General features: G+C 72.3%; 12 protein-coding genes. 3 read left to right on the top strand and 9 right to left on the bottom strand.

All coding sequences use genetic code 11. The features are described 5' to 3' along the window. Nucleotides 1-156 precede the first annotated feature (156 nt). Genes LCH29_RS08245 through LCH29_RS08285 form a run of 9 tightly spaced genes read right to left on the bottom strand, consistent with a single transcriptional unit; the run spans nt 157 to nt 7,888 of the window. Nucleotides 157-645: a hypothetical protein gene (locus LCH29_RS08245; RefSeq protein WP_446461038.1), complete on the bottom strand. Its 489-nt coding sequence runs from the start codon at nt 643-645 to the stop codon at nt 157-159. Beyond that, entirely contained in the window at nt 642-2,333 is a 1,692-nt protein-coding gene (locus LCH29_RS08250) for an AMP-binding protein (protein ID WP_446461039.1), read from the bottom strand. Before LCH29_RS08250 ends, LCH29_RS08245 begins: the two co-directional genes overlap by 4 nt. Next, nucleotides 2,330-2,926 carry a hypothetical protein gene (locus LCH29_RS08255; RefSeq protein ID WP_446461040.1) on the bottom strand — a complete coding sequence of 199 codons (597 nt, stop codon included), beginning with the start codon at nt 2,924-2,926 and terminating at the stop codon, nt 2,330-2,332. The genes LCH29_RS08250 and LCH29_RS08255 overlap by 4 nt, the downstream gene beginning before the upstream one ends. Then, complete coding sequence (locus LCH29_RS08260; RefSeq protein ID WP_446461041.1) at nt 2,923-4,080, bottom strand: beta-ketoacyl-[acyl-carrier-protein] synthase family protein; 1,158 nt, start codon at nt 4,078-4,080, stop codon at nt 2,923-2,925. Before LCH29_RS08260 ends, LCH29_RS08255 begins: the two co-directional genes overlap by 4 nt. Further along, entirely contained in the window at nt 4,077-4,349 is a 273-nt protein-coding gene (locus LCH29_RS08265; protein ID WP_446461042.1) for a phosphopantetheine-binding protein, read from the bottom strand. The genes LCH29_RS08260 and LCH29_RS08265 overlap by 4 nt, the downstream gene beginning before the upstream one ends. Further along, nucleotides 4,346-4,618, bottom strand: coding sequence for an acyl carrier protein (locus LCH29_RS08270; protein ID WP_009713973.1), 273 nt, complete (start codon nt 4,616-4,618; stop codon nt 4,346-4,348). Before LCH29_RS08270 ends, LCH29_RS08265 begins: the two co-directional genes overlap by 4 nt. 41 nt (nt 4,619-4,659) lie before the next feature. Beyond that, the gene (locus LCH29_RS08275) at nt 4,660-6,033 is read right to left on the bottom strand and encodes a class I adenylate-forming enzyme family protein (RefSeq protein ID WP_446461043.1); all 1,374 of its coding nucleotides are present in this window, start codon (nt 6,031-6,033) and stop codon (nt 4,660-4,662) included. Nucleotides 6,034-6,044: 11 nt separating this feature from the next. Next, the gene (locus tag LCH29_RS08280) at nt 6,045-7,085 is read right to left on the bottom strand and encodes a 3-dehydroquinate synthase II (protein WP_446461044.1); all 1,041 of its coding nucleotides are present in this window, start codon (nt 7,083-7,085) and stop codon (nt 6,045-6,047) included. Then, entirely contained in the window at nt 7,082-7,888 is an 807-nt protein-coding gene (locus tag LCH29_RS08285) for a 2-amino-3,7-dideoxy-D-threo-hept-6-ulosonate synthase (protein WP_446461045.1), read from the bottom strand. Before LCH29_RS08285 ends, LCH29_RS08280 begins: the two co-directional genes overlap by 4 nt. Before the next feature lie 240 nt (nt 7,889-8,128). Here LCH29_RS08285 and LCH29_RS08290 point away from each other — a divergent pair, with 240 nt between their 5' ends. From LCH29_RS08290 to LCH29_RS08300, 3 genes are read left to right on the top strand one after another with little or no spacing between them, the layout of a single operon-like run. Then, nucleotides 8,129-8,725, top strand: coding sequence for a flavodoxin family protein (locus LCH29_RS08290; RefSeq protein WP_446461286.1), 597 nt, complete (start codon nt 8,129-8,131; stop codon nt 8,723-8,725). Further along, nucleotides 8,722-10,281 (top strand): MFS transporter, encoded by a 1,560-nt coding sequence (locus LCH29_RS08295; protein ID WP_446461046.1) that lies wholly within the window; start codon nt 8,722-8,724, stop codon nt 10,279-10,281. The genes LCH29_RS08290 and LCH29_RS08295 overlap by 4 nt, the downstream gene beginning before the upstream one ends. Further along, entirely contained in the window at nt 10,241-11,143 is a 903-nt protein-coding gene (locus LCH29_RS08300; protein WP_446461047.1) for a LysR family transcriptional regulator, read from the top strand. Before LCH29_RS08295 ends, LCH29_RS08300 begins: the two co-directional genes overlap by 41 nt. Nucleotides 11,144-11,236: the final 93 nt, after the last annotated feature.

An 11,236-nucleotide genomic window follows, 5' to 3' on the forward strand; every position in this document is an offset into this window, starting at 1 on the left:
GGAGGCATCCCGTGACGACGACCGTCAGCCAGCCGCCCTCGCCACCCGAGAGGTCTTCAGCGCCCAGGGCATCGCCCGGATGATGGTCGGCGACGCGTAGTGCCGTGAGCGGCCGAGCCCGGCGGAGGGGGCTCGGCCGCCCGTTGCTGATGTGCGTCAGCCGACACGCATCAGCAACCGGCAGGCGGGGTCGCCGTTGCGCAGGCACGCGGTGGCGCAGTTGCGGGTGAGTTCGACGCCGAGCCCCTCCGACCAGCCCGCGTGGATGTCCGTACACGGGCAGTCGTAGCCGTCCAGCGAACCGGCCATGCGGACCATGGTCACGGCGAAGTTCTGCCGCATGGTCAGCTCGATGTCGCCGTCCGGGAGCACGGCGGTGCCGCCGTCGCGGAGTTCGCTCGGGAACATCCACTCCGAGCAGTCGTCGTACCGTTGCCGGAGTTCTTCGAGGTCGGCGGCGGGCTTTCCGCCGTGCTGGCGGGCGATGCGCTTGCCGACCTGGACGGCCACGTAGCGCAGCGCCTCGGCGTTGATCTCGTTGGCCACCGCATGGCCGAAGCGCTTCGCCACGCCCTGGTACCAGCGGGCGTCGTGCAGCCACCACTGGCGGTACACATCCATGGATTGGGGGCGGGGAGTCGTCATCGTCCCGCCTCTCCCAGCGCGCGCCCGCCTGCCAGCCGGGCCCGGAAGCGTTCGCGCATCTCCCGTTTGAGCACCTTGCCGGTGGCTCCCTTCACCACGTCGTTCGCGTCCATCCGGAGCGCACCGGTGAGGGGCGGGAAACCCTCGGTGGCGAGGGCCCGGTTGACCTTGACCGTCCAGTCGTCGGTGTCCGCCGCGCCCGGGCGCACCTGGAGCAGGACGTACGCGTCGGCGGTGCCGTCGCCGTCCCAGTCGGCCGTCACGCCCTCGGGGGCGACGGCCACCACCGTGCAGTCGTCGAGTTCGGGCAGCTCGCGCAGCAGCAACTCCTCGGTGCGGGTGCTGAACACCAGCCCCGCGGCCGTGCGGATGGCGTCGGGGGCGCGGTCGAGGTGGTAGAAGTTGCCTTCCTCGTCCCGGTAGGAGAGGTCGCCGGTGAGCCAGTAGCCGCTGAGCCGCAGCCGGTGGAACGTCAGCGAGTCGTTCCAGTAGCCGGGGGTCAGGGTGGGCGACCGTACGCCGAGGCGGCCCACCTCGCCGGGTGGCAGCGGGGTGCCGTCCTCGGAGAGCACCGCGGCCTCGGCGAAGCTCATCGGCTTGCCGACGCAGCGGGAGAACGACGAGCGGCCGGGCTTGTGGCCGTTGTGGAAGAGCGAGTAGCCGGTCTCGGAGGAGCCGAGCCCGTCGGTGAACACGGAACCGGGGACGCGGCAGCGCTTGAGGTCCTGGCCGACCGTATCGTGGCTGCCCTGCGCGATGAGTGCCCTGATGTGTGCTTCGTGCGCCGCGTCGCCGGTGTTGTACCAGGCCTCGACGCTGGACAGATCGCGCGCGGAGAGGTCCTGCGCCGCCATCTCCCCGTACGTTCCGGCGAACGCGAACACCGTGGTGGGGCGGAACGACTCCATCGCGTCCAGGACGTCGACGCCGCGCTGGCTGGACAGCAGCAGCACGGGCGAGCGCAGCAGGAAGCCGAACAGCATGACCGAGATGGACGCGTTGTGCGAGCCGGGCATCGCGACCAGCAGCCTGCCCATCGCGGAGCCCACCGACAGCTTCAGCCGGTGCAGTTGCGCGTACAGCAGAGTCTCATGGGTGTGCGGGACGGCCTTCGGCATGCCGGTGGTGCCCGAGGAGTGGGAGATGATGATCGGGTCGGTGGGGTGGTGGGCGTACGGGTACGACGCCGGGAGCGGGCCGCGGGCCGTGTCCGCGCGGATGTCGGCCGCGGTGGCGCAGAAGCCGAGGCCCAGTTCGGCCCGGTGGGGAGCCATGACCGGGCGGTGGGCCTGATCGGTGAGGGCGCCCACCGCGCCCTGGCGGCGCACGTATTCGCGGGCGATCTCGGGGCGGAGGTTGCCGTTGACGAAGGACGGGATGGCGCCGAGGGAGGTGAGCGCGAGGAAGTTGATGGCGAACTCGGTGCTGGAGTACGTCTGGATCGCCACCGGATCCCGCGGCCGCACGCCGTGTGCGTGGTACCAGGCCGCGTAGGTGGCCACGACCTCGTGCAGCTCACCCAGGGTCAGCACCTCGGGGTGGTCGCCGTCCGGGGCCTGCCAGATGGTGTCGGTCCACAGCACCTGCTCGTCGAGCGGTCTGCCGTACGCCTTCAGCCGGTGGATCACGTTTCCGGCACCCAAGGCGGCGTCCTCGCCGATCTGCGCGCGTTCTTCCTTGGTGATCATGGGTTGTTTCCTTGGATTCGGGCGGCCAGCTCGACCAGGCCGCGGAGGGTGCCGTGCTCGGTGGAGTGGACGGACGGGGGACGGGGGTGCGGTTCGTTCCGGTCGAGCACGAGGGCCACGGCCTGGTCGGTGGCGGGCGGGCCTGGGCTGCGCAGGTTGCGGTACGCCGCGGTGGTGCGCCCGGTGCCACTCAGCTCGACGCCGACGAGTACGACGCGGTCCAACTCCTCGTCCTCCAGCAGGAGTTCGGCCGTCGCCAGCAGCGCCCCGGCCAGGTCCGCCACGGTGGACAGACAGAGCAGCGGCCCGGTGATGGCGAAGTCCCGGCTGAGCTGGCCGAGGATCGCGTTGGCGGTGCTCTGCATGAACAGCAGCGGATTGTGCACCTGCCCGGACACGAGGCGACGGCTGCCGAGGTCGAGGGTGGCGGCATCGCCCATCGTGCTGGCCAGCACCATCGCGGTCCGGGAGCCGTCCCCGGGGTGGGCGCTCAGACACCGTTCGACGGCCTGGTGCACGAGCGGATTGAACGCGGACTCCACGAAACCGGCGACGGGCGGAGCGGCCTCCGGCCCGGACATCGCGGCGATCATGCCCGCTCCAGGATCAGCGCGGTGTTGGCACCGCCGAACGCGGCGTTGACGGTGAGCGCCCGCCGGATGTCGGCCTTGTGGGGGCGATGCGGTACGTAGTCGAGGTCGCAGGCCGGGTCAGGTTCGGTGAACCCGGCGGTGGGCGGCAGAACGCCGTCTTGCAGCGCGAGCAGGGTGATCACGAGTTCCACCACTCCGGACGCCTCCAGCAGGTGTCCCGTCGTGCTCTTGGTCGAGCTGACCGGCACGTGGGGCGCGTCCGGGCCGAAGAGCGTGTGCAGTCCGCGCGTCTCGGCGGGGTCGTTGGACTTGGTCGCGGTGCCGTGCGCGTTGACGTAGTCGATGCGCGGACCGCCCGCCCGCCGCAGCGCCCGCCGCGCGGCGGTGACCAGCCCGTTGCCGTCGGGGTGCGGCCGCGCGATGTGGTGCGCGTCGGACGCGCCACCCCACCCGGTCACCGCCCCGAGCACCCGCGCGCCCCTGCGCCGGGCACTCTCGGCCGATTCGAGCACCACGGCGGCGGCCCCGTCCCCGAGCAGCAGCCCGCTGCGGTCGGCACAGAACGGCCGCACCACCCCGTCGCGGGAGAGCGCGAACCCGGAGCCGAACTTGGCCAGGTTCTCCTCCTCCACCAGGTAAGCCCCCGCACAGATCACGATGTCGGCCCGCCCGGAGGCGATGATCTGGCACCCGTGCGCGATGGCGCTGGCGGAGGCGACACACGCGTTGGTGAACGCCAGCCGTGGCCCCCGCACCCCGAGCACATCGCCCAGCGCCTCGGCCTGCCACGCGGGCACGGTCTCGACGGCCCGGTCGAGCGGGTCGGGTGCGGCGCCGTCGCCCGATGCCGTCGCGCGCCAGAAGTGGGTCAGGGCGGTGAAGTCGCCCGCGGTGCCTACCAGGACGGTTGCCTCCGTGCCCGGGCGCAGGCCGGCCATTCCTACCGCCGCGCCCGCCACCTCGGCCAGAACGTCCCGTAGCGGGGCGGCCGGGCCGCTCGCCGCGGCCAGGTTCGTACGGTACGGGGCGGGGTCGAAACGTGTGATCGGGGCGAACGCGGGGCTTCCGTCGAATACGCCCTCCCGCAGCGCGTCCGCCCCGGGGCCGAAGGCCGTGCGTACGCCGAAGCCCGTCAGCAGCACCTCGTGGGTCATGGACGGTCCGCCAGGTGATGGTCGTTCAGGTAGTCGGTGATCCGCCGTACCGAGGTGAACTCGGCGAGGAACGCCTCGGCCGGTTCGATCTCCACGCCGTAGCGCAGCTCCAGCTGGTGCAGGAACCACACCAGGCCGAGCGAGTCCAGCGCCAGGTCGGCGTCGTCGTCCATCGCGTCCGGCAGGGCGGCGAAGATCTTGGGGTCGGACAGCAGCTCCCGTACCACGTCAACGGTGATACGCGGTCGGGCCTCGGATTCCGCGGTCATGCCGTGGCGCCCCGCTTGATGACGTCGTCGACCAGATCGCCGAGGTTCATCGCGCCGACCGGTTCGAAATCGGTGTCCGGGAACTTCACGCCGAACCGGCGCTCGATCCGCAGGACCAGCTCGATCAGGCTCAGCGAGTCGATGTCGATGCCACCGGTGCCCAGCGGGCTGTCATCGGTGATCGTGTCCGCGTCGAGCGGGTGGTTCATGTCGTCGCTGATCGTGCTCAGCACGAACTGACGGATCTCCTTCTCCAACGTCGTCTGCATGGTGCGAAACCCTTCTGTGGCAGGCGGATGGGCAAACGTGGTCAGCGGCCGGGGGAGCGGGCCAGCAGGGCGTCGCGGCGGCGGATGAGCTTGCCGTTGGAGGTGCGGGGCAGGTCCGGGAGGACCTGGATGACGCGCGGCACCTTGTAGTCGGCCAGCCGGTCCCGGCACCAGCGCAGCAGCTCCCCGGACGAGGGCCCGTCCGGTTCGGTGGACACGTACGCCTCGGTGGCACCGGCGTGGACGACGACGGCCCCGCTGACCCCGGGGTGGTGGCGCAGCACGTCCTCCACCTCGGTCAGGTCGACCTTGAGGCCGCCGATGACCACGAGGGAGTCGCCGCGGCCCAGCAGCCGCACACCGCCGTCGGGGTCCAGCGAGGCGCGGTCGCGGGTGTGCAGCCAGCCGTCGGCGTACCGGCCGCCGCCGGAGGCGTGCAGATACGGGGAGCCGTCCGGTAGCAGGACGTCCAGCTCGCCGTCGTGGATGCGCAACTGCACACCGGGGGCCGCCCGCCCGACCGTGGGCCGCGAGGCGCCGCTGACCTCCATCGCGATGACGCCCGTCTCGGTGGTTCCGTACGATTCGCCGACTCCGATGCCGAACCGGTCGGCGAACCGCGCGGCCGTCTCCGGGGGCATGATCTCGCCGCCGGACACCGCCGCCCGCAACAAGGGGAGAGGGGGCAACTCCCTTGCGGTGCTGAGCAGTTCGTAGTGAAAGGGAGTGCCGAATATCGCGTGGACATCGTGGCGCCCGGCGGCGGCGAGGATGTCCTTGGCCGACACCCGGCGGGCGAACACGGCCGCGACACCCGCCGTGAGCGAGTGCAGCACTCCGGCGATCAGCCCGAAGCTGTGCGCGGTGGAGCTGAGCAGCAGCACCCGCTCGCCGAGGGTGGGCATGCCGTCGATCCGGGTGAAGCGTTCGATCTCGGCGGCCAGGGAGGCCGGGGTGCGCCCGATCACCTTGGGCAGGCCGGTGGAGCCGGAGCTGAACTGCACCAGCCGGTGGTCGGTCGCCGCGGTCCGGCCGTCCGGGAACCGGGAGGTGACCACCTCGTACCGGGGCTCGAACCGCAGCGGTGGGCGGTCCGCCGTACCCGCGCTGACCAGGAACTGCGGATGGCACAGGGCTCGCAGGGCCTCCACCTCGGACGGCTTGAGCCGGTGGTCGATCAGCATCACCTGGGCGCCCAGCCGCCACAGCGCGAGCAGCACCTCGATCTGGGTGAAGCTCGGCGGTATCCGGAGCATCACCGTGGTGCCCTCGCCGATGCCGTACTCGGCGAAGACGTCCGCCTCGGTGGCCGCGGCGGCGCGTACCTCGGCGCGGCTCACGGGGTGGTCGCCGTGTACGAGGTAGGGCAGGTCGCCGGGGTGGGCGTCGAACAGCGTCTCCACAAGTGTGCGCATGCCGCCGCCCATCACTGTTCCCGGCAGAACTCGCCGATGGGAAAGCCCACATGGCGCTGGTCGGTGGCCAGGTATCCGAGCAGTTCGTCGCCGGGCCGCAGCTCGGTGACGTTGTGGACCGATCCGCCGGGCCCGAGCACCCGCACGTGCCAGTCGTCCTGGACGGTCAGGCTCACCACGGTGCCCTCGGGGGAGCGCGCGGTGATGGTCAGCAGCGGCCGGGACTCCAGCTTGGCGCGGCCGATCAGGACGGGCCGGGTCCGGCCCTCGGCGTCGACGGCCAACGTGGTGCGGCCCGCGCGCAGTTCGCTGAGGTAGTTGGTGCGGTTGTCCGGGCCGAGGACGTAGGAGTGGAGGGCGCCCGCGTTGACCCGGAAGGGGCGGGTCGGCATGTACGGCAGCGGGTGGGTCTCGCTACAGCACAGGATGAAGCCGGTCGAGTACGAGCCGACGAGGATGCCCTCGTCCTCGGCGAAGTGGCTGCACGTGTCCACGCACACCCGGTCGCCGAGGCCGTGGTGCTCGATGCCGTCGACGGTCAGCGTGGTCAGGTTCAGCGGTGCCGTACCGGCCTCCAGCAGCCGGGCCAGCGCGAACACCTCACCGGCATCCGAAGGGGCCAACAGGACGCCGTCCGAGCCGCGTTCCAGCACGTCGAGGACGGTGGCGGCCTCTTCCAGGTCCGCGCACACCGTGATCAGCCTGCCCTCGGAGCGGTCCGCGGCGGCGAGCACGATCTCCAGCGGGATCTTGGTCGGGTCGGCGAAGCGGACCACGGTGAAGGGCAGCGCGACGGCGGCGGCGCACGCCAGCCGCAGCGACGGTTCGTCGTGGACGTCGACCCAGCCCGCGGTGTCGGCGTCGAGGCCGTGCAGCTGCTTCTCGTCGGTCACCGGGGTGGTGGTGACGCCGGTGACGGTCGGCGGCAGCGCCTTGAGGACGGATTCGTCGTCGCTGAGCACGCCCCGCATCCGGGTGTGGATGGCGGCGTCCACGACGGACTCCAGCTTGTCCTGCGGAACGGTTCTGAGGTCGATCCAGGCGAACTTCATGCGGCACCTGTCGCAATCGTCGGGGGATGGGGGGCCGTTCCGGTGTCGGCGGCGTGGACGACGGCCGCGAGCCGTAACACCAGCGAGGCGGGGGAGGGCGAGGTGAAGATCCGGCGGCCGACGGCGAGGCCCCGGCAGCCTGCGAGCATCAACGAGGTCGCGTGGCCGATCAGGTCCGAGCCGTCGGGCGGGCCGCCCGCGGCGAGGACCGGCAGCGGGCTGCTGTCCACCACCTCGGCCATCCGCTCCAGCGGCAGCGCCACCGAGGTCTTCACCAGGTCGGCGCCGAGATCAGCGGCGATGTTGACGGCGTGGGCGAGCAGCGCCGGGTCGTGCGGATCGGCGATCCGCGGGCCCCTCGGATAGATCATCGCGAGGAGCGGCATGTTCCATGTGTCGCACGCGGCGGCGACGGTGCCGAGGTCGGTGAGCTGCCGGTGTTCGGTGTCCGAGCCGAGGTTCACGTGCACGCTCACCGCGTCCGCGCCCAGCCGTACCGCCTCTTCCACCTCGCCCACGAGCACCTTGGCGTCGGCGTCGGCCGCGTACACGGTTCCGGCGCTCAAGTGCACCACCAGTGCGCAGTGGCGCAGCACACCCGGTGCGATCGTGCGCGCCCGGCCCTTGTGGACGATGATCGCGTCCGCGCCGCCGTCCACCAGCGCGCTCAGCAGCCCGTTCCAGCGGGCCTGGGGCACCACCGGCCCGTCGGACACGCTGTGGTCGAGCGGGACGAAGAGATATCTCCCGTCCCCCACGGCGGAGAGCCTCCGCATCCGGAGTGATTTACCCACATCGGTCATGTGCCGGGAACACCTCTTCCAACGGGTGGACGGTGCTTCGGGATTGCCGAGTCAGAATGGCACGCCCGTGCGAAGGCGAGCAGATATCGAATCTCCATCACTCCGCGGTTATGCGGCTCTGAGAAACCTCTGAGACTCCTGTGGCAGGCTGGCCGACGCTCTGCGGACACCCGTGGAATCTGCGGACACCCCTGGAACCGGACCCGGAACGGCGTTTTCGAGGAGGCCGGCTTGACCGCCCTGACCGACCCGGTACACATCGCCATCGCCTGCCACGGCGGACGCGGACACACCGCCACGCTGGGAGAGGCCGTACGCGCCGGGGCGAGCCGGGCCCCGGACACCAAGGTCACCCCCGTCCGGGTCGACCGGACCACCGATGAGGACTGGCAACTGCTCGACGACGCCCACGCGATCGTCTTCGGCGCGCCGACGTACATGGGCACGGCCTCCGCCGCGTTCCACACCTTCGCCGAGGCCAGCGCCCGGCGCTGGCTCACCCGCCGCTGGCAGGACAAGGTGGCGGCGGGATTCACCAACTCCGGCTCCATGGCCGGGGACAAGGCGGGCACCCTCGGCTACTTCGCCACCCTCGCCGCCCAGCACGGCATGCTCTGGGTCACCCTCGGCCTGCCCTCCGGCTGGAACTCCACCCGCGGCAGCGCATCCGACCTGAACCGGCTCGGCTTCTACCAGGGCGCGGGCGCGCAGTCCCCCGTGGACGACCGGTCGGGCACGGTGCACCCGTCCGACCTCGCCACCGCGGAACACCTCGGCCAGCGGGTCGCGGAGGTCACCCGGACGCTCGTCGCGGGCAGACGAGCGCTGACACCGTGACACACCGGTCCACGCGCCCGTGGTGGACCGTGGCCGTGGCGGTCCTGGCGCAGACGCTGGTCCTGCTGGACAACACGGTCCTCAACGTGGCGATGGAAACCCTCGCCGATCCGGTACGCGGCCTCGGCGCCTCCTCCGCGGAGCTGGCGTGGGCCAACGCCTCGTACTCGCTGGTCTTCGCCGCGGGCAGCTTCGCCGGTGGCGCCCTCGCCGACCGCTACGGGCCGCGCCGCACCCTGACCGCCGGGCTGCTGCTCCTGGCCGTCGCCTCCACACTGGCCGCGTTCTCGCCCGGCGCCACCGAACTCATCGTCACCCGCGGGTTCATGGGCGCGGGCGGCGCGCTCATCACCCCGGCCACGCTGGCGCTCGTCACCCGCGGCACCGCGCCCGCCCACCGCACCCGGGCCATCGCGGTGTGGGCCTCCGCGGGCGGCGCGGCCGTCGCGCTCGGGCCGGTGGTGGGCGGTGCGCTGCTGACCCGGTTCTGGTGGGGCTCGGTGTTCCTCGTCAACCTGCCGGTGGTGGCCGTGTGCCTGGCCGGGGTGGCGCTGCTGGTGCCCGAGCTGCGGTACGCCGAGCGCAGGGTGCTCGACCCGGTGGCGCTGCTGCTCTCCGTCCTGGGGCTCGGCCTGGTGGTGTACGGCGTCATCCAGGGCGGCCGCCCGTCCGGCTGGTCGAGCCCGGCCGCGCTGCCGCCACTGGTGGCGGGGCTCGCCCTGCTGGCGGTGTTCGTAACGACGCAGAGCCGCCGCGAGGCGCCGGGGTTCGACGTGCGCCTGTTCACCGAGCCGCGCTTCGCGGGCGGCAGCGTGACCCTCCTGCTGCTCTTCTTCGGCCTGGCCGGGCAGCTCTTCTACTGCGCCTTCTACCTGCAAGGGGTGCACGGCCTGTCGGCGCTGGCCGCCGGGGCCGTGATGGCATCCGCCGCGGGCGGCATCGTCCTCGGCAATCAGATCTCCCCGGGGCTGGCGCGGCTGCTGACCGTCCGCTGGTGCGCGGTCGCCGGAGTCCTCCTGTCGAGCGCGACCTTCGGCGCCTACGTGTTCTTCGACGCCGGCACCCCGGTGGCCGCGATCGCCGGGGTGCTGCTCGCGCAGGGCGCCGGTATCGGGCTGGTGGTGGCGCCGATGACGGCGGAGATGATGGCCGTCCTGCCCGCGCGGTACACCGGCGCGGGCGCCGCCATCAGCGCCGCCACCCGGCCCGTGGGCAGCACGCTCGGGGTCGCGGTCCTGGGCTCGGTGCTCGCCACCTCCTACCGCGGGGAGGTCCGGCCCGCGCTCGACGGGCTGTCCCCCGGGGCGCGGGACCGGGCGCTGGACTCCGCGGAGGCCACCCGGGCGGTGGCGGCGTCGCTGCACCGGCCCGATCTCCTCGCCGCCGCCGACCGGGCCTATCTGCACGCCCTGTACGTCACCGCCACCTGGACGGCGCTGCTGTCCCTGGCGGGTGCCGTGCTCGTCATCGGCTATTTCCGGCCACGACCATCACCGACGGAGGCAGGAAGTGGATATGGGTCTGCGCCACCTGCGGATCGTGCTCACCGTGGCTGAATCCGGCAGTATCAGCCGCGCGGCCGCCACGCTGAAAATCGCGCAATCCGGCCTCTCCACCCAACTCAGACGGATCGAGCAGGAGTTGGGCGGGCCGCTGTTCCGGCGCCGCCCGCAGGGTGTCGTACCGACGGAGCTGGGCGTCCATGTGGTGGGCCGGGCCCGGGAGTTGCTCGACGAGTTCGGGAATCTGCTCGCCACGGCGCGTACGCTCGCCCAGCCGGCCGAACCGCCGCAGGCCGTCGCGCTGGGCGGCGTGGACAACCCCTGGGTGCCGCGGATCGCCGCCCTCATCCGGGAGCGGCTGCCGCACCACGAACAGCTGACCTACCTGGAACCCTCCTCCCAGGCCGTGCTGGAGCTGCTGCGCACCGAGAAGATCGCGCTCGCGGTCATCAGCGAGTTCCCGGACGTCGGGCCGCCCGTGGTCCGCGAGTTCACCGTGCGCGACCTCGGCACCGAACCCGTGCTCATCGGACTGGCCCCCGGCCACCGGCTGGCCCACCGGCAGCTGATCACCCTCGAAGAGCTGGCCGACGAGATCTGGGTCGCCCCCGGAGACCGCTCCGACGGCCTCGGCCTGAGCCTGCGGATCGCCTGCGAGCGGGCCGGGTTCACCCCGCGGTTCCGGTACTTCGGCGCCGACCAGACCACCGCGGCGGCCATCGTCGGCGCCGGGGACGCGGTCGGCGTCTTCGTCGGACCGGGCGACCGCTGCCCGGGCATCGCCCTGAAGCGGCCGGCAGGCGGGCGGCTGTGGCGCCGGACCCGGCTGGCGTGGGCGGCGGACTCTCCGCTGGCCGGGCTCGCCGAGGACATCGACGGCGGCGCGCTCGACTGGTGCCGCCCGCGGGTGTCGTGAGCGCGGGCGTGCCTAGGGGGTGTCCGCAAAGTCCCGTCGGGCCCGCGACGCCTGGCACGCTCCCCCAGCTACCGCTGGGAGGTGCCCCCTCTC

The sequence above is a fragment of the Streptomyces sp. BRA346 genome (assembly GCF_052851135.1).

Bases quoted from the DNA above. Each gene is read 5' to 3' on its own strand.
- LCH29_RS08245 (WP_446461038.1), bottom strand. From the start codon at position 645: ATGACGACTCCCCGCCCCCAATCCATGGATGTGTACCGCCAGTGGTGG.
- LCH29_RS08250 (WP_446461039.1), bottom strand. From the start codon at position 2,333: ATGATCACCAAGGAAGAACGCGCGCAGATCGGCGAGGACGCCGCCTTG.
- LCH29_RS08255 (WP_446461040.1), bottom strand. From the start codon at position 2,926: ATGATCGCCGCGATGTCCGGGCCGGAGGCCGCTCCGCCCGTCGCCGGT.
- LCH29_RS08260 (WP_446461041.1), bottom strand. From the start codon at position 4,080: ATGACCCACGAGGTGCTGCTGACGGGCTTCGGCGTACGCACGGCCTTC.
- LCH29_RS08265 (WP_446461042.1), bottom strand. From the start codon at position 4,349: ATGACCGCGGAATCCGAGGCCCGACCGCGTATCACCGTTGACGTGGTA.
- LCH29_RS08270 (WP_009713973.1), bottom strand. From the start codon at position 4,618: ATGCAGACGACGTTGGAGAAGGAGATCCGTCAGTTCGTGCTGAGCACG.
- LCH29_RS08275 (WP_446461043.1), bottom strand. From the start codon at position 6,033: ATGCGCACACTTGTGGAGACGCTGTTCGACGCCCACCCCGGCGACCTG.
- LCH29_RS08280 (WP_446461044.1), bottom strand. From the start codon at position 7,085: ATGAAGTTCGCCTGGATCGACCTCAGAACCGTTCCGCAGGACAAGCTG.
- LCH29_RS08285 (WP_446461045.1), bottom strand. From the start codon at position 7,888: ATGACCGATGTGGGTAAATCACTCCGGATGCGGAGGCTCTCCGCCGTG.
- LCH29_RS08300 (WP_446461047.1), top strand. From the start codon at position 10,241: ATGGGTCTGCGCCACCTGCGGATCGTGCTCACCGTGGCTGAATCCGGC.